This window comes from Caulobacter sp. 17J80-11, assembly GCF_014349105.1.
Lineage (GTDB): Bacteria > Pseudomonadota > Alphaproteobacteria > Caulobacterales > Caulobacteraceae > 17J80-11.
In genome coordinates, this window is record NZ_JACSJI010000001.1 from 170715 (window position 1) to 190231 (window position 19517).

The 19517-nt window shown below is 69.7% G+C and carries 18 protein-coding genes and 1 pseudogene; 15 read left to right on the forward strand and 4 right to left on the reverse strand.

Features of this window, described 5'->3' with window-relative positions; all coding sequences use genetic code 11:
• Positions 1-5: 5 nt before the first annotated feature.
• The 9 genes and pseudogenes from H8B08_RS00915 to thiD all read left to right on the forward strand — a co-directional run bounded on the left by H8B08_RS00915 (position 6) and on the right by thiD (position 9496).
• Positions 6-797 (forward strand): hypothetical protein, encoded by a 792-nt coding sequence (locus H8B08_RS00915; protein ID WP_187448340.1) that lies wholly within the window; start codon positions 6-8, stop codon positions 795-797.
• A 95-nt stretch (positions 798-892) separates the two neighbouring features.
• Positions 893-2224 carry a Tol-Pal system beta propeller repeat protein TolB gene (gene tolB, locus H8B08_RS00920; protein WP_187448341.1) on the forward strand — a complete coding sequence of 444 codons (1332 nt, stop codon included), beginning with the start codon at positions 893-895 and terminating at the stop codon, positions 2222-2224.
• A 113-nt stretch (positions 2225-2337) separates the two neighbouring features.
• Complete coding sequence (pal, locus tag H8B08_RS00925) at positions 2338-2877, forward strand: peptidoglycan-associated lipoprotein Pal (protein WP_187448342.1); 540 nt, start codon at positions 2338-2340, stop codon at positions 2875-2877.
• A 110-nt stretch (positions 2878-2987) separates the two neighbouring features.
• Positions 2988-3857 carry a tetratricopeptide repeat protein gene (locus H8B08_RS00930; protein WP_187448343.1) on the forward strand — a complete coding sequence of 290 codons (870 nt, stop codon included), beginning with the start codon at positions 2988-2990 and terminating at the stop codon, positions 3855-3857.
• Positions 3854-5098 (forward strand): annotated as a pseudogene (tilS, locus tag H8B08_RS00935) (tRNA lysidine(34) synthetase TilS); the annotation flags it as partial. The gene H8B08_RS00930 and the pseudogene tilS, both read left to right, overlap by 4 nt.
• Positions 5099-5199: 101 nt before the next feature.
• Positions 5200-7122: an ATP-dependent zinc metalloprotease FtsH gene (gene ftsH / locus H8B08_RS00940; RefSeq protein WP_187448345.1), complete on the forward strand. Its 1923-nt coding sequence runs from the start codon at positions 5200-5202 to the stop codon at positions 7120-7122.
• Between the two features lie 134 nt (positions 7123-7256).
• On the forward strand, positions 7257-7730 hold the full coding sequence (locus H8B08_RS00945) for a YbjN domain-containing protein (RefSeq protein WP_187448346.1): 474 nt from the start codon (positions 7257-7259) through the stop codon (positions 7728-7730).
• Between the two features lie 75 nt (positions 7731-7805).
• Positions 7806-8612 (forward strand): dihydropteroate synthase, encoded by an 807-nt coding sequence (gene folP / locus H8B08_RS00950; RefSeq protein WP_255500605.1) that lies wholly within the window; start codon positions 7806-7808, stop codon positions 8610-8612.
• Positions 8613-8677: 65 nt separating this feature from the next.
• Positions 8678-9496 carry a bifunctional hydroxymethylpyrimidine kinase/phosphomethylpyrimidine kinase gene (gene thiD / locus H8B08_RS00955; RefSeq protein ID WP_187448347.1) on the forward strand — a complete coding sequence of 273 codons (819 nt, stop codon included), beginning with the start codon at positions 8678-8680 and terminating at the stop codon, positions 9494-9496.
• A 69-nt stretch (positions 9497-9565) separates the two neighbouring features.
• Here thiD and H8B08_RS00960 read toward each other — a convergent pair whose 3' ends face one another.
• Complete coding sequence (locus H8B08_RS00960) at positions 9566-10015, reverse strand: GNAT family N-acetyltransferase (protein WP_187448348.1); 450 nt, start codon at positions 10013-10015, stop codon at positions 9566-9568.
• 138 nt (positions 10016-10153) lie between these two features.
• Between H8B08_RS00960 and H8B08_RS00965 the strand changes: the two genes are divergently transcribed.
• Together H8B08_RS00965 and H8B08_RS00970 are read left to right on the forward strand one after the other, a co-directional pair.
• Positions 10154-10696: a surface-adhesin E family protein gene (locus H8B08_RS00965; protein ID WP_187448349.1), complete on the forward strand. Its 543-nt coding sequence runs from the start codon at positions 10154-10156 to the stop codon at positions 10694-10696.
• A 25-nt stretch (positions 10697-10721) separates the two neighbouring features.
• Positions 10722-11531, forward strand: a complete 810-nt coding sequence (locus H8B08_RS00970) for a PhzF family phenazine biosynthesis protein (protein ID WP_187448350.1) — start codon at positions 10722-10724, stop codon at positions 11529-11531.
• A 67-nt stretch (positions 11532-11598) separates the two neighbouring features.
• Here H8B08_RS00970 and H8B08_RS00975 read toward each other — a convergent pair whose 3' ends face one another.
• Together H8B08_RS00975 and H8B08_RS00980 are read right to left on the reverse strand one after the other, a co-directional pair.
• Positions 11599-11964, reverse strand: a complete 366-nt coding sequence (locus H8B08_RS00975) for a hypothetical protein (protein WP_187448351.1) — start codon at positions 11962-11964, stop codon at positions 11599-11601.
• A 182-nt stretch (positions 11965-12146) separates the two neighbouring features.
• Positions 12147-14099, reverse strand: a complete 1953-nt coding sequence (locus tag H8B08_RS00980; protein ID WP_187448352.1) for a methyl-accepting chemotaxis protein — start codon at positions 14097-14099, stop codon at positions 12147-12149.
• A 199-nt stretch (positions 14100-14298) separates the two neighbouring features.
• On the opposite strand from H8B08_RS00980, the gene H8B08_RS00985 reads away from it, so the two are divergent.
• From H8B08_RS00985 to H8B08_RS01000, 4 genes are all read left to right on the forward strand, one after another.
• The gene (locus tag H8B08_RS00985) at positions 14299-14607 is read left to right on the forward strand and encodes a hypothetical protein (protein WP_187448353.1); all 309 of its coding nucleotides are present in this window, start codon (positions 14299-14301) and stop codon (positions 14605-14607) included.
• 154 nt (positions 14608-14761) lie between these two features.
• Entirely contained in the window at positions 14762-15931 is a 1170-nt protein-coding gene (locus H8B08_RS00990; protein ID WP_187448354.1) for a phosphoserine transaminase, read from the forward strand.
• Positions 15932-16070: 139 nt separating this feature from the next.
• Positions 16071-17360 (forward strand): adenylosuccinate synthase, encoded by a 1290-nt coding sequence (locus H8B08_RS00995; protein WP_187448355.1) that lies wholly within the window; start codon positions 16071-16073, stop codon positions 17358-17360.
• A 55-nt stretch (positions 17361-17415) separates the two neighbouring features.
• A complete protein-coding gene (locus tag H8B08_RS01000) occupies positions 17416-18225 on the forward strand; it encodes a response regulator (RefSeq protein WP_187448356.1) in 810 nt (269 codons plus the stop codon).
• A 189-nt stretch (positions 18226-18414) separates the two neighbouring features.
• Here H8B08_RS01000 and rpoH read toward each other — a convergent pair whose 3' ends face one another.
• A complete protein-coding gene (rpoH, locus tag H8B08_RS01005; RefSeq protein WP_187448357.1) occupies positions 18415-19302 on the reverse strand; it encodes an RNA polymerase sigma factor RpoH in 888 nt (295 codons plus the stop codon).
• Between the last annotated feature and the right edge of the window lie 215 nt (positions 19303-19517).

The following is a 19517-nucleotide window of genomic DNA, read 5'->3' on the forward strand; positions in this document are numbered from 1 at the left end:
TGGCGATGCGCAAGAACGGTCTCACCCCGGCCCTGATCGGATCGGCCCTGCTGCACGTGGCCGTGTTCGGCTTTGCGCTGTGGAAATGGCCGGATCAGACGCGCGAGGTGCTGAACGCCGTCCCGGTGCAGATCGTCTCCGACATGCCGGCCCTGGCGCCCGCCCCCGCCGCCGACCACCCGGAGATGGACGAGACGCCGACGCCCGCGGTCGAAGAGCCCGCGCCGGAGCCGACCCCGCCGACGCCGGAGCCGCCCAAGCCGACCCCGCCGAAGCCTGAGCCCAAGCCGGTTCCGCCCAAGCCCGACCCGAAGAAACCGGAGCCCAAGCCGGAGCCGAAGTCGGCCAAGGCCGACAAGGCCCCGGTGAAGAAGCCGACGAAGGAGGCGGAGACCAGCCCGCTCGACTTCGTGAAGGACCTGTCGCGCTCAAGCTCGAAGCCCAAGTCGAGCCAGGACCCGAATGCGGCCAAGGGCACGTCGCGCACAGGCACGGCCCAGGTCGACACGGGCCCGGCGCTCAACGCGCTCGTCTCCAAGCTCAACGACCTGTGGATCGTGAACTGCGCGGCTGAAGGCGTCGATCAGGTCGTGATCAAGATGCAGTTCAAGCTGTCGAACAATGGCCGCATCAGCGACGGGCCGCGCTGGGTCAATCGGAACAGCGACACGGTCTGGATGGCCGCGGCCGAGCGCGCCGACGCCGCGATCAGCAAGGGGCAACCGTACACCGAGTTGCCGTCCGAGCTCTTCAATCAGCAGATCACCGTGAACTTCATCGGCAAGAACGCCTGCTGAGCGCGGCGCCGCCGCGCCCAATCTTCGCCGCTTTCCGACTCCACCAATTCACTTTGGCTGCTAAGGTCGAAAAGAAAACGAGGATACGCCAGCCTATGCGCCTGCCCCGCCCGCTCGTCGCCCTGTTCGCTACGCTCGCCGTGTTCGGGACCTTCGCGCCCGCGACAGCCTGGGCGCAGATCGAGGTCGACGTCACGCAGGGCGTGATCAAGCCGGTTCCGATCGCCATCCCGGCCTTCCAGGGGCAGTACGGCGCCGAGATCGCCAAGGTGGTCTCCGATGACCTCGAACGTTCGGGCTATTTCCGCCCGATCGATCCGAACGCCTTCATCGAGCGCAATCTCGACATCAGCGTCCAGCCGCGCTTCGCCGACTGGCGCGTGATCAACGCCGAGTTCCTGGTCAACGGCCAGTCCGTCGTCGACGCCGACGGCCGGCTGCGGGTCGACTTCCGCCTCTGGAACGTGGCGGGCGAAAAGGGCGTGGACCTCGCCGGCAAGCCGGGGCAGGTCCCGACGGGACTGCAGTTCACCTCCACCCCGGAGAACTGGCGCAAGATCGCGCACATGATCTCCGACCGGCTCTACGAACAGATGACCGGCGCGGGCGGCTACTTCAACACGCGGATCGTGTTCGTGGCCGAGAGCGGTCCGAAGACAAAGCGCCGCAAGGTGCTGGGCATCATGGACCAGGACGGCGCCAACCCGCAGTACCTGACCGACGGCACCTATCAGGTGATGACGCCGCGCTTCTCGTCCTCGGACCAGAAGATCACCTACATGGCGCTGGGCGACAACTTCACCCGCATCTACCTGTTCGACATCGAAACCGGCCGCCAGGAGTCGCTGGGCCAGTTCGAGGGCGCGGTGTTCGCCCCGCGGTTCTCGCCGGACGGGAGCAAGGTGGCGTTCTCGATCGAACGCGCCGGCAACTCCGACATCTGGACCATGGACCTGCGCACGCGGGCCCGTTCGCGCCTGACCGCGGACCCGGCGATCGACACCTCGCCGTCCTATTCGCCGGACGGCCGCTCGATCGTGTTCAACTCCGACCGCGGCGGCAGCCCGCAGCTGTACGTCATGGGCGCCGACGGTTCGGGCGCGCGCCGGATCTCCTACGGAAACGGCCGCTATTCGACGCCGGTGTGGAGCCCGAAGGGCGACTGGATCGCCTTCACCAAGCAGGAGGGCGGCCGCTTCCACATCGGGGTGATGAAGCCGGACGGCTCGGACGAGCGCATCCTGACCTCGAGCTACTTCGAGGAAGGCCCGACCTGGGCCCCGAACGGCCGCTACATCATGTTCCACCGCGAAGCTCCGGGCGTGCCGCCGCGCCTCTGGATCGTGGACGTGACCGGGCGGATCGAGCGCCAGGCCCCCTATTCGGGCTCGGCCTCGGACCCGGCCTGGTCGCCGCTGCTCGACTAAGTGGATTTGAAGATTCCGAAACCGCGTTCTAAGAACGTAGCTCAAGCGTGACGGAACCGTCGCCGACTGTGCGTAAGCTCGGTCGGAAACTCGGGAACAAGGAGAGTAAAAAAATGAAAAACGTCGTTTCTCGCGTCGCTCTGGTCGCGCTGATGGCCGCCTCGATGGCCGCCTGCGCCAAGAAGCCGGAACCCAAGCCGATCGAGCAGCCGCAACAGCCGGCCGTGGAAGCCCCGCAGCCGCAACCGCAGCCGCCGGTCCAGCAGCAGCCGACCGGCCCGATCCCGGGCTCGGAGCAGGACTTCGTCATCAACGCCGGCGACCGCGTGTACTTCGACTTCGACCAATACTCCGTGCGCGACGAGGCCCGCGGCGTTCTGGACGCCCAGGCCGCCTGGCTGGCCCGCTACCCGGGCGTGACCGTCCGCATCGAAGGCAACGCCGACGAGCGCGGCACCCGCGAATACAACATGGCTCTGGGCGCCCGCCGCGCCAACGCCGTGCGCGACTACCTGGTCAGCCGCGGCGTTTCGGCCTCGCGCATCGAGACCATCTCCTACGGTAAGGAACGTCCGATCGATCCGGGCTCCAACGAGGACGCTTGGGCCCGCAACCGGAACGCCCACACCGCCATCACCGCCGGCGCGCGCTAATCCGCACGACGGAATGAGACGGGGAGGGGGCCGGAGCGATCCGGCCCCCTCTTTTCTTGGGCGCGGCCGTGCCGCAAAGTCGTCTGAAAGCCGTGGGAGCCTCCAGGTTCATGAGAAAAGCTCTTTCCTCCATCTCGGTCCTGACCCTGGGCGCGGTTCTGGCCGCGACCCTGGCCGCCGGCCCGCTGGCCGCCCAGACCAAGCCCGTCGCCGTCCAGCCGGTCGAGCCGCCCGCCATCGAGTGGGACAAGAAGCGCCTCGAGCGGCTGGAGAAGAACGTCCGCAAGATGGAGAAAGCGCTCGGCCAGTATAACGAGCAGGGCGAACCCTTCGTCATCCAGCCCGACCCGGAAGTCGTGGCCCTGCAGGGGCAGGTCGCCAGCCTGACCGGCAAGGTCGCCGACCTCGAAGAGGCGCTGCAGCGCGTGAACGGCCAGCTGGAGAGTTCCAACTTCGAGCTGACCAAGGCCCGTCAGGCCCAGAACGCCTCGGCCGCCCAGATCGACCCGCTGCTGGCTCGCATCGCCGCGCTCGAAACCAAGATGGCGACCATGGACACGGCCGCCGCGTCGGCGCCGGCCAAGTCGACGGGCAGCTCGGCGTCGGACTTCAAGGCCGCCAAGCAGATGATGCTGGAGGGCGACTACGCCGCCGCCGAAAAGGCCTTCGAGGCCTTCGTCGAGGCCTGGTCGGACAGCCCGGAGACGGCGGAGGCCTGGTACAACCTGGGCGAAATCCGCTTCACCGGCTCGGACCGCGAAGCCACCGCCGTGGCCTACGCCTACGCGCTGAAGGGCTGGCCCAAGACCAAGTGGGCGCCGGAAGCGGCCGTGAAGTTCTCGACCGCCCTCGCTGGCGCAGGCCGCAACAAGGAAGCGTGCTCCGCCCTGGCCGAATACAACAAGCGCTACGCCGAAGGCGCCAGCGCCGCGCTCAAGACCCGCGCGGCCGCGGCCAAGACCAAGGCCAAGTGCGTCTGATCGACCGCGTCGCGGCCGTCCTCGGCGGCCGGCTGGACCATCGCAGCAAGGCTCCGATCGCCGTCGCCCTCTCGGGCGGCGGCGATTCTGTTGCGCTGCTGGCCCTGACGCTCGACTGGGCGCGCCCGTACGGCCGCCCGGTGCTGGCGCTGAGCGTCGACCACGGGCTGAACCCCGACAGCGCCGCCTGGACCCGCTACGCCGCCGAAACGGCCGCGCGCCTGGGGGCGGCCCACCGCGCCCTGGCCTGGACCGGCGCGAAGCCCGCGACCGGCCTGCCCGCCGCCGCCCGCGCCGCGCGCCATGCGCTGTTGGCGCAGGCCGCCCGGGCCGAAGGCGCCGGCGTGATCCTGCTGGGCCACACCGCCGACGACGTCGCCGAAGGCTGGGCCATGCGGGCCGAGGGCTCCAGCCTGGGCGCGCTGCGGGCCTGGTCGCCGTCGCCGGCCTGGCCGGCTGGGCGGGAGGTCATGCTGCTGCGGCCGATGCTGGGCGCATCGCGCGCCGAGCTGCGGGATTTCCTGACCGGCCGAGGCCTCGACTGGATCGAGGACCCCGCCAACGCGGATCCCAGGTTCGCTCGCGCCCGCGCGCGCCAGCGTTTGTCCGCGGGTGATCTCACCCCGGCGAAAGCGCGTCCCGAAATCGCCCCGGGCCGGGACGACCGGGTGAAGTCCCTAGCCACGGCTTGCGCCGAAGACGGCGCCGGCGGCCTCGTGATCGCCCGCGAGACCCTGCGTAATAGCGAGCCCGGCGCTTTGCGCGCCTTCCTGTCCGCCGCCCTGGTCTGCGCCTCTGGCGGCGCGCGCCCGCCGCGCGGGCCGCGGCTCGACGCCTTGCTCGCCCGGCTGGCCGCCGAGGACGCCTTCACCGCCACCCTCGCCGGGGCGCGGGTCGAGGCGGACAACGCCCGGCTGCGGATCCTGCGCGACGCCGGCGAGGCGGCGCGCGGCGGGCTGGCGCCGGTCACGCTCGCCCCGCGAATCGCCTCGGTTTGGGACGGCCGCTTCGAAATCGTCGCCGACCACGCCTGCGAGGTCCGTCCGCTGAAAGGCCTGGCGGCCCGGCTGGACGCCGCCGACCGGGCGGCGCTAAGAGCGCTCCCCGCCGCGGCCCGGCCCGGCCTCCCGGTGCTGGTTCGGGACGACCAGGCTCGCCCGGTTCTTGCAGCGCGGGGGGCGTGGGTTCGCGCTTTGGCCCTGTCGAGATTGTTCCGGGCCTGCGGCGTGATCGCACACGAACGAGAGAACGGCGTTTCGGCGCATAGCGTCTTAAGGCTCGTATCCCTATGTTCGGAGCCTGAGACACCCCCGGTCGCCGGGGAACAACGGTCGAGGTCTTAATGAACCTGCGTAATCTCGCCATCTGGGGCGTGATCGGTCTGGTCCTTCTCGGGCTCTGGAGCGTCATGAGCCAGGGCGTCGGCGGCCAGCACGCCGTCAAGGAAGTCAGCTACTCGCAACTCCTGGCTCGCACCGACAAGGGCGACATCAAGGACGTCGTGGTGAAGGGCGACACCGTCACCGCCACGACCAAGACCAACGAGAAGCTGACGGTCGGCGCGCCGATGGTGCAGGACGACCTGCTTCAGCGGCTCGAAAAGGCCGGCGCGGACATCAAGTTCCAGTCGTCGCGCCCCTCGTTCTTCCTGCAGGTGCTGAGCGGACTGCTGCCGATCCTGCTGCTGGTCGGCGTGTGGATCTTCTTCATGCGCCAGATGCAGGGCGGCGCCCGTGGCGCCATGGGCTTCGGCAAGTCCAAGGCCCGCCTGCTGACCGAGAACAAGAACCGCGTCACCTTCGAGGACGTGGCCGGCGTCGACGAGGCCAAGGACGACCTGACCGAGATCGTCGACTTCCTGAAGGACCCGGCCAAGTTCCAGCGCCTGGGCGGCAAGATCCCCAAGGGCGCCCTGCTGGTCGGCCCTCCGGGCACCGGTAAGACCCTGCTGGCCCGCGCCGTGGCCGGCGAGGCCGGCGTGCCGTTCTTCTCGATCTCCGGCTCGGACTTCGTGGAAATGTTCGTGGGCGTCGGCGCCAGCCGCGTGCGCGACATGTTCGAGCAGGCCAAGAAGAACGCGCCCTGCATCATCTTCATCGACGAAATCGACGCCGTCGGCCGTCACCGCGGCGCGGGCCTGGGCGGCGGCAACGACGAGCGCGAGCAGACCCTCAACCAGCTGCTGGTCGAGATGGACGGCTTCGAGGCCAACGAAGGCATCATCCTGATCGCCGCCACCAACCGTCCGGACGTGCTGGACCCGGCGCTGCTGCGCCCCGGCCGCTTCGACCGCCAGGTGGTCGTGCCCAACCCCGACCTGACCGGCCGCGAGAAGATCCTGCGCGTGCACATGCGCAACGTGCCGCTCGCCGCCGACGTCAACGTCAAGACCATGGCCCGCGGCACCCCGGGCTTCTCCGGCGCCGACCTGGCCAACCTGGTCAACGAAGCCGCCCTGATGGCCGCCCGCCGCAACCGCCGCATGGTCACCATGCGCGACTTCGAAGACGCCAAGGACAAGGTTCTGATGGGCGCCGAGCGCAAGTCGATGGCGATGAACGAGGAAGAGAAGCGCCTGACCGCCTATCACGAAGGCGGTCACGCGATCCTGGCCCTCTCGGTGCCCAACACCGACCCGGTGCACAAGGCCACCATCATCCCGCGCGGCCGCGCCCTCGGCATGGTCATGCAGCTTCCCGAGGGCGACCGCTACTCGATGAAGTACCAGCAGATGACCTCGCGCCTGGCCATCCTGATGGGCGGCCGCGTGGCCGAGGAGATCATCTTCGGCAAGGAGAACGTCACCTCCGGCGCCGCCTCGGACATCGAGCAGGCCACCAAGCTGGCCCGCGCCATGGTCACCCGCTGGGGCTTCTCCGAGGAGCTGGGCGTCGTGGCCTACGGCGAGAACCAGGACGAGGTGTTCCTGGGGCACTCGGTGGCCCGCACCCAGAACGTGTCTGGCGAGACGGCCAAGAAGATCGACGCCGAGGTCAAACGCCTGGTTCAGGAAGGCCACGACGAGGCCAAGCGTATCCTCACCGAGCGGATCGAGGATCTGCACACCCTGGCCAAGGCCCTGCTCGAGTACGAGACCCTGAGCGGCGACGAGATCAACAACCTCTTCAAGGGCGTGAAGCCCAACCGCGAAGAGGCTGAGGAAGTCGCGCCGGCCGGTCCCGCCGTGGCGGTGCCGATCACCCCGGTGGCGACCCCGGAGCCGGTGGCGGAACCCGCCAAGGCCGAGGAAGCGCCGAAGGCCTGAAGGGGCGGCAGCTGAACTGACGGAGGGGCGGTCCTGCCGGGCCGCCCCTTTGCTTTGCGCCATGCGTTGGCGCGGGGGCCCCCTCGCTGCTAAGTTGTTTGCGGCGCCGTGATCGCGCGCCGGGGGGACACATCATGAAATTCGCTGTCGCCGGCCTCGCCATGGCCGCCGCCGTCTTCGCCGCGAGCGCCGCGAGCGCCGCCACGATCCACGACGGCGGCATGACCGGTCCGGAAGTCGCCGCCTGGCTCAAGGAGAAGGGTTACCGCGCCGACCTGTCCAAGGACGACGCGGGCGATCCCATGATCAGCAGCGCGGCGGATGGCATCACTTTCAAGGTCTATTTCTACGACTGCGAAGGGCCGCGCTGCAAAGCGATCCAGTTTTCGGCCGGGTTCGACCTGAAGGACGGCCTGTCGGCCGCCCAGGCCAACCGCTGGAACCGCGAGAACCGCTATCTCAAGGTGTATCTCGACGACGATAGCGACCCCTACGTCCAGTACGACGTCAACGTGAACGCCGGGCGCACCATGTCCGGCCTCGACGACGACTTCTCGGTCTGGACCGGCATGCTGGGCGACTTCGCCGAGTTCATCGACTGGCGCTGACCCAAGCCGGGCGTTTTCGCGAGCGTCGATCGGGCCTAGAAGGTCCGGGCCCGATCGCGCCGCAGACGAGTTCGCATGCCTTCCTCCCGCCCGCTCGTCATGGGCATCGTCAACGTCACGCCTGACAGCTTCTCCGACGGCGGACGCTTCCTCGATCATGAGGCGGCGGTCGCTCACGCCCTGACCCTGGTCGGGCAGGGGGCGGACATCCTCGACATCGGCGGCGAGAGCACCCGCCCCGGCGCGCCCGCCGTCGACGAGGCCGAGGAGATCGCCCGCGTGGTCCCGGTGATCACGGCGATCCGGGCGAAGAGCGACGTGCGCGTCTCGATCGACACCATGAAGCCGGCCGTCGCGCGCGCCGCCGTTCAGGCGGGCGCGGACATGTGGAACGACGTCGCCGGCCTCGGCTTCGCGCCGGAAGCGCCGGCCGTCGCCGCCGTGCTCGGCTGCGAGGTGGTGCTGATGCACATGCAGGGCGAGCCGCGCACCATGCAGGATGCCCCGCGCTATGACGACGTGGTCGAGGAGGTCCGCACTTTCCTGGCCGAGCGCGCCGAAAAGGTGATGGCGGCCGGCGTGGCGCGCGAGAAGATCTGGCTGGATCCGGGCGTGGGCTTCGGCAAGACGCCGGCCCACAACCTCGAGCTCATCCGACATCTCGATCGCATCTGCGACCTGGGCTTCCCGGTGCTGCTGGGCGTCAGCCGCAAGCGCTTCGTGCAGGCGCTCGACCCGTCGGCGACGTCCGCGACCGATCGGCTGGGCGGCTCGCTGGCCGCGGCCCTCTACGGCGTCGCCAAAGGCGCGGCGGCGGTGCGGGTGCACGACGTGCGCGAGACCGCCCAGGCGGTGAAGACGTGGGCGGCGCTGGCCGGCTGAGGAGCCGATCGGCCGGCCTTGCGTTCCCCTCTCGCATTCGGCGCCGGTGTAGGTAGAACGCGCCCATGTCAGACTCAGTGGACTTCAAAGGCCGCGTCCTGATCGTGGCGGGATCGGATTCCGGCGGCGGCGCCGGGATCCAGGCCGACATCAAGGCGGTGACAGCGCTCGGCGGCTTCGCGGCGACCGCCGTCACCGCCATCACCGTGCAGGACACCCTGGGCGTCCACGGCGTGCACCCCATTCCACTGGAGGTGATCGAGGCCCAGGCGCGCGTCGTTTTGGACGACATCGGGGCCGACGCGATCAAGACCGGCATGCTGGCCACGGTCGAGGTGGTCGAGCTGGTCGCCCGCCTGCTGGACGGGCCCGCCCGCGGGGTGCCTGCGGTGATCGATCCGGTGATGATCGCCAAGGGCGGCTCGCCCCTGCTCGAGACTCGGGCGGTGGAGGCGGTGCGCAGCCTGCTGGTCCCGCGCGCCGGCCTGCTGACCCCCAACGCGCCGGAGGCCGAGGCCCTGACCGGCCTGAGCGTCGCCTCGCTGGACGACCAGCGCCGGGTCGGCGAGCGGCTGCTGGAGCTGGGCGCCCACGCCGTGCTGATGAAGGGCGGCCATGTGCCGGGCGAGCTGGTGGTCGACGTGCTGGTCACCCCCGCCGGCGAGACCACCTTCGAGGGCGAGCGGCTGGACACCCGCAACACCCACGGCACCGGCTGCACCCTGGCCTCGGCCTGCGCGGCCGGTCTGGCCCAGGGCCTGCACCTGACCGAGGCGGTCGCCAACGCCTGGGCCTATACGGCCGAAGCCATCCGCCGCGCGCCGGGCCTGGGCAAGGGCCACGGTCCGCTGGACCACGCCTGGCCGCTGCGCGACGCGCGATGAAGGCTCAAACTTCCTAGAGTTAGAGCGCGATGGCCGCCGAAACCGGCGTCCCCTTCCGGCTATCGCGCTCTAGCGGACGTCCGGCCGGCCCAGGGCGCGGGCGTAGATCTGCGGGTCCAGCCGCTCCATGCCGCGCTCGGCGTTCGCCGCGGTGAAGCCGAACTGGCGATACAGTTCGTGCGCGTCGCGGGTGGCCAGCGACCAGCGGCGCAGGCCCTGCAGGTCGGCATGGTCCGCGAGGTAGGCCATCATGCGCTTGCCCACGCCGCGGCCGCGCGCCGGCGCGTCCACCCAGACGTCGCACAGCCAGGCGAAGGTCGCCCGATCGGTCACCACCCGGGCGAAGCCCACCATCTCTCCGCCGGTGAAGGCGCCGACGCACAGCGAGTTCTCGGCCGCGCGGCGGAACACGGCGTAGGGAATGTCCTTGGCCCAGTAGCTCTCGCCGGAGATCCAGCGGAAGGCGCGCGCCAGGTCGATGCGGGCGCGGTCGTCGGTGAGGATCAACTCGTCGGTCATGGGACGGGCCTACCGCGGCCGGGCGCGCGGCGCCACCGCCCTCGTCGCAGGTGCGGCGCAGTTGAACTGTGCGCGTGCGGCCTCACTATGGCCGCGAAGCCGCCGCCTGATGCCGACGGTGATCGTGAAGGGGCCGAGATGTATCTGACCGTTCTCGCCGCGCTGGCCGGCCTCGCCGCCGCGCCTGCGAACGTTTCGGCGCCGGTCGCGGCGCCCGCCCCCGCGTCCGCGCCCGCTGTCGAGACCGCCGCGTCGGTGGTCGCCGTCCCAATCCCGCGGAACAGCTGGGTGATCGTCGCCGCCGACGCGAGCGGCGGGACCGCCTACGACGCGGGCTCGATCCGCCGCGCGCCGGACGGAAACTCGGCCCAGATCGCCACCCTGTTCGCCACCAAGGCGCCCATGTCGCGCGACGGCGCGCCGGTCCACTTCCTGGTGGCTAACAACGAGTACGACTGCACCCAGCCGCGCCGGCGCGAGGGCGCGGTGCTGGGGCTGGACGCGAGCGGCAAGCCGGTCGCCTCCGAGGAGACGGTCGGCGAGTGGCAGGCGGTCGAGCCGAAGTCGACCGAGGCCGGCTACCTGGCCCTGGCCTGCAAGGGCGCGACGCCGGACGCCAAGTTGGCCGAAGGGCCGCTGAAAGACATCGTGGCCGAATTCCAGAAGCGCTTCGCCAAGTAACGCCGCCAATGCTAATGGCGCGGACATGCGCCAGTGGACAGTCGACGCCTTCGCCGCCGCCCCCTTCCGCGGCAATCCGGCCTGCGTGGTCGAGCCCTTCGAGGCCTGGCCCGAGGACGCCTGGATGCAGGCGCTGGCCAAGGAGAACAATCAGGCCGAGACGGCCTTCCTGCTGAAGACCGACCGGCCCGACCGGTTCAGCCTGCGCTGGTTCACCCCGGGGATGGAAGTGCCGCTGTGCGGGCACGCGACCCTGGGCTCGGCTCATGTTCTGTTCGCCGAACTGGGCGTCGACGCCGAGGCCCTGACCTTCGACAGCCGCTCCGGGCCGCTGATCGTGCGCCGCTCGGCCGACGGCTATGAATTGGACTTCCCGGCCGACCCGCCGCGGCGCACCGACGTCCCGGCCGGCCTGGCCGAGGCGTTGGGCGTGACGCCGGTGGAAGTCTGGGCCGGCGCCTATCTGATCGCGGTGCTGGACACCGCGGCCACGGTGCGCGGGCTCGATCCCGACATCGCCGCGCTGCACCGGATAGCCGGCGAGGCCACGGGCGGGCGCGGCAACATCGTGGTCGCCGCCCTGTCGGACGATCCCGCCTTCGACGTGGTCGACCGCTTCTTCGCGCCGGGCTCCGGCGTGGCGGAGGACCCGGCCACCGGCTCGGCCCACTGCATCCTCGCGCCGCTCTACACCGACAAGCTGGGCCGGGCGGAGCTGCGCTTCCTGCAGGCCTTCCCGGGCCGGGGCGGTGAGATCTCCACCGCCATGCGCGGCGAGCGGGTCCTTCTGCGCGGCCAGGCCGTCACGGTTATCGAGAGCCGGTTGCGGCTCTGAAATGAAAACCGCCGCGGTGGGGAGCCCGCGGCGGCGTTCAGTTCGAGGGATGGAAGCTCAGGGCCGATCAGGGGCGGCCGCGACGGTCGTAACGGTCGTCATAGCGGCCGCGGCCGTCACGGTCGTGGCGCTCGAATTTGATGCGGGCGCTCAGCCGGTCGAAGCGGGCGTCGAGGTCGCGGCGCTCCCATTGCTCCAGGCCGCGGCCGGTTTGGCGATAGCGGGCTTCGAGGCGGGCGATCTGGTTGAATTCGGCGCGCAGGCTGCGGGCCTCGTGGCGGGTCAGCGAGCCGTTGCGCACGCCGATGTCGATGCGCTGGTCGAGGCGGGCCTGACGCTCGTTGATCGACTGCCAACCGCCGGGGGCGGCCAGGACGGGAGCGGCGGCGGCCAGGGCGGACACAAACAGGACGGACGCGAGAACCTTCTTCATGGGTCTACTCCTTCGGATCGGGCCGCCTCCGTGGCGGCTTCGAGAGCAGAGAACCACGGTGCGGCTGACGCGAACCTGAACCCGCTCAGTCAGCTTCCGTTCAGATTTCGCCGGTCGGCGAAAAGAGAAAGGCCCCGGCGGTGGACCGCCGGGGCCTTCTCATTTCCGCGCCTTTCGGGCGATCAGAAGTCCTCCCAACCCTCGTCCGGGGCGTAGGCCAGCTTGGCGGCCGTGGCCGCGCGGCCGGCGCCGGCCCGCATGACCGGAGCCTGCGGGGCGGGACGGCGCATGTCGGCGGCCGGGGCGCGCGGCGCGGTGCGCTGGCGGGCTTCCAGGCCGTTGACCCGGAACTGGGCCACCAGGCGGGACAGCTCGCCGGCTTCCTGGGCCAGCGAAGCGGTCGCGGCGGTGGTCTCCTCGACCATGGCGGCGTTCTGCTGGGTGGCGCGGTCCATCTCGTTGACCGCGGTGTTCACCTCGGCCAGGCCCGACGCCTGCTCGCGCGCCGAAGCGGCGATCTCGGCGACGACGCCGTTGATCTCGATGACCCGGGCGACGATGCGTTCCAGCGTCTTGCCGGTCTCGCCGACCAGCGACACGCCCTGCTCGACCTGGGTCGAGGAGGCCGAGATCAGCGACTTGATCTCCTTGGCGGCTTCGGCCGAACGCTGGGCCAGGGCGCGCACTTCGGAGGCCACGACCGCGAAGCCCTTGCCGGCGTCGCCGGCGCGGGCCGCTTCCACGCCGGCGTTGAGCGCCAGCAGGTTGGTCTGGAAGGCGATCTCGTCGATCACGCCGATGATCTGGGTGATCTGGCGCGAGGAGGCGTTGATCGCGCCCATGGCCTCGACCGTGCGGCCGACGATTTCGCGCGACTGCTCGGCGTCGACCTTGGCGGTCTCCACCGCTTCGCGGGCGTGCGAGGCGCCTTCGGCGGTGCCGTTGACCGTGGCGGTGATCTGTTCGACCGCGGCGGCGGTCTGCTCCAGGGTCGCGGCCTGGTGCTCGGTGCGGCGCGACAGGTCCGAGGCGGCCTCCGACAGTTCGCCGGTGCCCGACTGGATGTTCGAGGTCGCCGCGGTGATGGTGCGGATGGTCTGTTCCAGCTGGCTGACGGCGGCGTTGAAGTCGCCGCGCAGCTTGTCGTAGTCGCCGTCGAAGTGGTCGTTCAGGCGGAAGGTCAGGTCGCCGGAGGCCAGCTTCTCCAGGCCCTGGGCCAGGGAATTGACCACGAAGGCCTGGGATTCGGCGGAGGCGGCGGCGGTCTGCTCGTCGGCGCGGCGCTTGGCTTCCGCTGCGGCGCGCTCGCTGTCCTGCTGGGCCTTCAGTTCGGCCAGGTTGCGCTGGTTGTCGCGGAACACCACCAGCGAGCTGACGACGGCGCCGAGTTCGTCCTTGCGCTGCAGGCGGTCCAGCTCGACGCGGTCGTCGCCGCGGGCCAGGGCCTCGGTCGCGGTGGCGATCCGCCGGACTTCACGGCGCAGGTTCAGCACCAGGAAGGCCGCGATGCCGCCCACGGTCAGCAGGGTCATCACCGCGCCGGTGATCATCAGGCCGACCGCGCCCTCGGCGCTTTCCAGGCTGTGCGCGGCGCGCTTGTCGGTGGCGGCCTGGGCCGAGCTCACGACCTTGCCCAGGGTCTTGTTCATCGCCTTGTAGCTGTCTTCGAAGGCGCTGAGATAGCTGCTGGCCATGCCGACATCGACGTCCAGCATGCCTTCCACCATCTCGATGCCGCTGCGGCAGTCGGAGAGATCCTTGCGCAGCTGGGCGATCGAGGCCTTCTGGTCCTTCGGCGAGGACGCCTCGAGCGCTTTCAGGTCCTTGTCGATGCCGTCCATCTCGGACAGCAGCGCCTTCATGCGCGCGCCGGTCTGCCCCTCGTCGGTCGCGGTCGCCTTCTTGGTCATGGCCACGTAGAGCTGGCCGTTGACGGCGGTGATCCGCTCGGAGATGTCCTTCAGCTTCAGGCTGCGCGGCATGTCGCCCTGGACGACGCCCGCCAGTTCGGCCGACTGGGTCTTTTGGGTCCAAACCGCGCCGCCGGCCATGGCGGCGAGCATGACGACCGCAAAGGCGGGCGCGAAGCCGACCTTCACGATCAAAGGCAGGTCGGCGAGCCGTACCAGACGCATAATTTCTTCTCCCCCCGGAGAGCCGCGCGCGTGCGACTCTAGGATTTCAGGAGGGACTTAACCCTAACATCCCTAACGAATTCATACCTCCGTTAGGCATAAATCGCCGTGAAATGGTCACGGTGCGTCAGTGGTTTTTTAAGATGACCGTGGCATCCCTCCGCTTGAAAGCAACAGCTTCTAGTAGGGGAGCCCATCCATGAAGAAGTCTATCGTCGCCGGCCTGATCGCCGCTAGCGCTTTGTTCGCCGGTTCGTCGGTCAACGCCGCGAACTTCCAAGAGCAGATGGACCGTTGTCTGTCGCGCTTCGCCAACACCAAGGACGCCGCCAGCGTGATGCTGGAATGCACCGCCGACGCCGGCAAGCTCTCGGGCTGCAAGGTCGTCGAGGACAGCGCCGCTGGCAAAGGCTTCGACAAGGCCGCCCTTTGCATCGCCGAAGCCCTGCCGATGGGCAGCAAGTCCGGCGTGGTGAAGGTTCCGCTGAAGTTCCCGGGCGGCAACTGATCTGACGCGGCCCTGCCGCGAAGCTGTTAAGTATGAAGGCGCCCCCGAGCCCACGCCCGGGGGCGCTTTTCATTTGGCGCGGCCTCTGTCCCTGAGGGGCGCGTGCGCCTAGGTTCAGGCGCAGCCGACTCTCTCCCCAGGGAACGCCAAAGCCATGAACCCGTCCGCCCAACCCTCGCGTCGGCCCGAGCGGCCGTGGTTCTCGTCCGGTCCGACCGCCAAGCGCCCAGGCTGGTCGCCCGACGCCCTGGCCGGCGCCCTTGTCGGCCGCGGCATCCGCGCGCCGTCCTCGCTGGCCCGGGTTCAGCAGTCGGTCGACCTGACCCGCGAGGTGCTGGGCATTCCCGACGATTATCGCGTGGCGCTGATCCCCGGTTCCGACACAGGCGCGGTCGAGGCGGCGCTGTGGAACCTGCTGGGCGAGCGTCCGGTGCAGGTTCTGGACTTCGAGAACTTCGGCCACACCTGGGCCGAAGACGTGGTCAAACACCTGAAGATCGACGCCGAGGTGCTGAAGGCGCCCTACGGCCAGGCGCCCGACCTGTCGAAGGTGCGCCCGGACGCCGACCTGGTGTTCCCGTGGAACGGCACGACCTCGGGCGTGCGCATGCCCGGCCCCGACTTCATCGCCGCCGACCGGTCCGGCCTGACCATCTGCGACGCCACCTCGGCCGCCTTCGCCATGGACCTGCCCTGGGACCGGCTGGACGTGACCACCTTCTCCTTCCAGAAGGCGCTGGGTGGCGAGGCCGGCATCGGCTTCATGGTGCTGTCGCCGCGCGCGGTCGAGCGGCTGAACACCTTCGACCCCGGCCGTTCGATCCCCAAGGTCCTGCGCCTGCGCAAGGACGGCCGTGCCGACGAGGCGATCTTCGACGGCGCGCTGATCAACACCTTCTCCCTTCTCACGGTCGAGGACTGGCTGGACGGCCTGCGCTGGGCCGCCCGCGTCGGCGGCGTGCCCGAGCTGATCCGCCGCACCCAGTCGAATTTCGAGATCCTGTCGGACTGGGTGGCGCGCACGCCCTGGATCGACTTTCTCGCCAGCGATCCGGCGATCCGGTCGGAGACCTCGGTCTGCCTGCAGTTCGTCGATCCGCGGGTGACCGGGCTGGACGCCGAGGGCCGCACGGCCTTCGTAAAGCGGTTCTGCTCGGCCCTTGAGCGGGAAGGGGTGGCGCTGGACATCGCCGGCCATCGCTCAGCCCCGCCGGGCCTGCGCGTCTGGTGCGGCTGCACGGTCGAGGCCGCCGATGTCGAAGCGCTGACGCCCTGGCTGGACTGGGCTTTCGCGGCGTCGATGGTGGAGCCGCAGCCGGCCTGATCGCCGCTTCGGTGGACAATACGGCGCCGACGGGACGACAGCGGCTTAAGACTGGTCTATAGGCTCGCCCCGCGTGCGCCGCCGGCCCCTGGCCGAGCGGCTCGACGTGTGTGGAATTTGATCAGCGATCGGAGCGAAGGTGGCGAACGTCGCGGTTGTCGGCGCCCAGTGGGGCGACGAAGGCAAGGGCAAGCTCGTCGACTGGCTGTCGAACCGGGCGGACGTGGTGGTGCGTTTCCAGGGCGGCCATAACGCCGGCCATACCCTGGTGGTGGGCGACATCACCTACAAGCTTTCGCTGCTGCCCTCGGGCCTGGTGCAGGGCAAGCCGTCGATCATCGGCAACGGCGTGGTCGTCGACCCCTGGGCCCTGCTGGACGAGATCGGCCGCATCGAGGCCCAGGGCGTGAAGATCACGCCCGAGGTGCTCAGCCTGGCCGACAACGCCTGCCTGATCCTGCCGATCCACCGCGACCTGGACGCCGCGCGCGAGAAGGCCGCCGGGGCCGGCAAGATCGGCACCACCGGCCGCGGCATCGGCCCGGCCTACGAAGACAAGGTGGGCCGCCGCGCCGTGCGCGTCGCCGACCTGGCCGACCGCGCCGCCCTGGAGATCAAGGTCGAGCGCCTGCTGGCCCACCACAACGCGCTGCGTCGCGGGCTGGACCTGCCGGAAGTGGACGGCCCGGGCCTGATCGAGGCCCTGCTCGAGATCGCGCCGAAGGTGCTGCCGTACGCGCAGCCGGTCTGGCGCGTGCTCGACGCCGCTCACCGCGAGGGCAAGAAGATCCTGTTCGAAGGCGCGCAGGGCTCGCTGCTCGACGTCGACCACGGCACCTATCCGTTCGTCACCTCGTCCAACACCGTCGCCGGCCAGGCCGCGGCCGGCTCGGGCCTGGGCCCGAGCGCCGTGGGCTATGTTCTGGGCATCGTGAAGGCCTACACCACCCGCGTGGGCGGCGGCCCGTTCCCGACCGAGCTGCACGACGACATCGGCCGCCAGATCGGCGAGCGCGGCCGCGAGTTCGGCACCGTCACCGGGCGCGCGCGCCGCTGCGGCTGGTTCGACGCGGTGCTGGTGCGCCAGTCGGTGGCCATCAACGGCATCCACGGCGTGGCCCTGACCAAGCTGGACGTGCTGGACGGCCTCGAAAAGCTGAAGATCTGCGTCGGCTACCGCGTGGGCGGCCGCACCCTGGACTACCTGCCGGCCGGCATGAAGGACCAGGCCTCGGTCGAGCCGATCTACGAGGAAATGGACGGCTGGTCGGAAAGCACGGTGGGCGCCCGTTCGTGGGTCGAACTGCCGGGCAATGCGGTGAAATACGTGCGCCGCATCGAGGAGCTCATCGGCGCGCCGGTGGCCCTGCTGTCGACCAGCCCCGAGCGCGACGACACGATCCTGATGCGCGATCCGTTCCAGGCGTAAAGGCGGTCTTTACCGTACGCGGGTATCCCTACGTCCGTGTAAGGGAGCTTCCCGCGTGTTCGCCGCCGATCCGAAACTCATTCAGCACTTCGCGCCGCATCTGCGCAGCGTGCTGATCGTCGATCCCCAGCCGGCTTCGGCCAAGGTGCTGGCCGATCTGGCGCGTGCGCTCGGCGGCAAGAACCTGATGATCGAGCCGGACGAGAAGACCGCGCTCAGCCTGGCCCGCGACTTCGACCCGACCCTGATCTTCGTCGAGTTCTCCGGCCCGCGGCTGGACGGCCTGGCCTTCACGCGCAAGCTGCGCCGCAGCGACATGGCCTGCCGCCGCGCGCCGGTGATCATGGTCACCGCCGAGGCGACGGTTCAGTCGATCAAGGGCGCCCGCGACGTCGGCGTGCACGAGTTCCTGCGCAAGCCCTTCACCGCCGGCGACCTGCTGAAGCGGCTGGAGGCGGTGTCTATGAAGCCGCGCGACTGGATCGAGGCGGTCGGCTACGTCGGCCCGGACCGCCGACGCTTCAACTCCGCCGAGTACGCCGGCCCGCGCAAGCGCAACGCCGACAAGCCCAAGACCCCGGGCGAAGCCCAGGCCCAGGCCATGGACCAGGCGGTCCGCATCCTGCGCGCCGCGGTCAACCAGTTCGACCAGGATCCCGGCCAGGCGATCCGCGCCCTGCGCCAGCAGGCCGTCACCCTGAAGCAGCTGGCGGTCGAGGGCAGCCACGTGCAGCTGGCCGTCGCCGCCGCCCAGCTCGACCTGGCGCTCGCCAGCGACCGTCTGACTCGCGCGGATGTGGAAGGCCCGGTCGGCGCCGTCACCGGCCTGTTCGCCGCCAACGCGCCGCAGGCGCGGGTGGCGTAACGGGCTTCTCCTCCCATGCGCGCGCAGCGCGCGGGGGAGGGGGACCGCCGAAGGCGGTGGAGGGGGCGAACCGCCGCCTCTGTCAAAGCTTCACTCCGGACAAAAGAAAAAGGGGCGCGCCCTACGGCTCGCCCCCTCCACCACGCTTCGCGTGGTCCCCCTCCCCCGTTTCGCAGGGGAGGAGAGAATTTACGCGTCGACCAGGTTCCGCTCGGTGGCGGCGGCGCGCATGGCCTTCTGTAGCTTTTCGAAGGCGCGGACTTCGATCTGGCGGACCCGCTCGCGGCTGACGCCGTACTGCGAGGCCAGTTCCTCCAGCGTGGTCGGCTCGTCCTTCAGCCGGCGCTCGGTCAGGATGTGACGCTCGCGGTCGGTCAGCTCCTGCATGGCTTCCTGCAGCAGGCCCATGCGCAGGCTGCGCTCCTCGCTCTCGGCGATCTGGCTCTCCTGCGACACCTGGGTGTCGTCGGCCAGCCAGTCCTGCCACTCGCTCTCGCTGTCCGAGCGCAGAGGTGCGTTCAGCGAGGCGTCGGGACCGGCCAGGCGCCGGTTCATCGAGATGACCTCCTCGTTGGTCACGCCCAGCTTGGTGGCGATGGTCTCGACCTGATCGGGGCGCAGGTCGCCTTCCTCGAAGGCGCTGATCTGGCTCTTCGCCTTGCGCAGGTTGAAGAACAGCTTCTTCTGGGCCGCGGTCGTGCCCATCTTCACCAGCGACCACGAGCGCAGGATGTATTCCTGGATCGAGGCGCGGATCCACCACATGGCGTAGGTCGCCAGGCGGAAGCCCTTGTCCGGGTCGAACTTCTTCACGGCCTGCATCAGGCCGACGTTGCCTTCCGAGATCACTTCGCCGATCGGCAGGCCGTAGCCGCGATAGCCCATGGCGATCTTGGCCACGAGGCGCAGGTGCGAGGTGACGAGCTTGTGGGCGGCCTGAGGATCCTCGTGCTCCTGCCAACGCTTGGCGAGCATGAACTCCTCGTCCTTCGTCAGCATCGGGAACTTGCGGATCTCGGTGAGATACCGAGACAGCCCGCCTTCCGGCGAGATGACGGCGAGCGAATTGTTGGCCATGGACCTTACTCCCCGGGCGGTCACGTGGTCGGGAGAGCCGTGAAGCCGGCCGCGCCACCCCAGCGCGGTCAGTCGCCCGTTCCCCGTCAACGACCCAAGATAGGGATGGTTGCGTGCGGTTTAAGGCGCCGCTTCGAAAATAAGTCACGTTCGGTGTTGCCGAAATCGCGATCTCGAAACTGCAACTGAGGTTATTACAGGTTGGTGCGTTCCTT

Coding starts and splice junctions, on each gene's coding strand:
- H8B08_RS00975 (WP_187448351.1), bottom strand. CDS start 11,964: ATGAAGAAGGTTCTCGCGTCCGTCCTGTTTGTGTCCGCCCTGGCCGCC.
- H8B08_RS00965 (WP_187448349.1), top strand. CDS start 10,154: ATGTATCTGACCGTTCTCGCCGCGCTGGCCGGCCTCGCCGCCGCGCCT.
- H8B08_RS00945 (WP_187448346.1), top strand. CDS start 7,257: ATGAAATTCGCTGTCGCCGGCCTCGCCATGGCCGCCGCCGTCTTCGCC.
- H8B08_RS00985 (WP_187448353.1), top strand. CDS start 14,299: ATGAAGAAGTCTATCGTCGCCGGCCTGATCGCCGCTAGCGCTTTGTTC.
- H8B08_RS00930 (WP_187448343.1), top strand. CDS start 2,988: ATGAGAAAAGCTCTTTCCTCCATCTCGGTCCTGACCCTGGGCGCGGTT.
- ftsH (WP_187448345.1), top strand. CDS start 5,200: ATGAACCTGCGTAATCTCGCCATCTGGGGCGTGATCGGTCTGGTCCTT.
- H8B08_RS00970 (WP_187448350.1), top strand. CDS start 10,722: ATGCGCCAGTGGACAGTCGACGCCTTCGCCGCCGCCCCCTTCCGCGGC.
- H8B08_RS00990 (WP_187448354.1), top strand. CDS start 14,762: ATGAACCCGTCCGCCCAACCCTCGCGTCGGCCCGAGCGGCCGTGGTTC.
- pal (WP_187448342.1), top strand. CDS start 2,338: ATGAAAAACGTCGTTTCTCGCGTCGCTCTGGTCGCGCTGATGGCCGCC.
- H8B08_RS00960 (WP_187448348.1), bottom strand. CDS start 10,015: ATGACCGACGAGTTGATCCTCACCGACGACCGCGCCCGCATCGACCTG.
- H8B08_RS00980 (WP_187448352.1), bottom strand. CDS start 14,099: ATGCGTCTGGTACGGCTCGCCGACCTGCCTTTGATCGTGAAGGTCGGC.
- folP (WP_255500605.1), top strand. CDS start 7,806: ATGCCTTCCTCCCGCCCGCTCGTCATGGGCATCGTCAACGTCACGCCT.
- rpoH (WP_187448357.1), bottom strand. CDS start 19,302: ATGGCCAACAATTCGCTCGCCGTCATCTCGCCGGAAGGCGGGCTGTCT.
- thiD (WP_187448347.1), top strand. CDS start 8,678: ATGTCAGACTCAGTGGACTTCAAAGGCCGCGTCCTGATCGTGGCGGGA.
- H8B08_RS00915 (WP_187448340.1), top strand. CDS start 6: ATGCGCAAGAACGGTCTCACCCCGGCCCTGATCGGATCGGCCCTGCTG.
- tolB (WP_187448341.1), top strand. CDS start 893: ATGCGCCTGCCCCGCCCGCTCGTCGCCCTGTTCGCTACGCTCGCCGTG.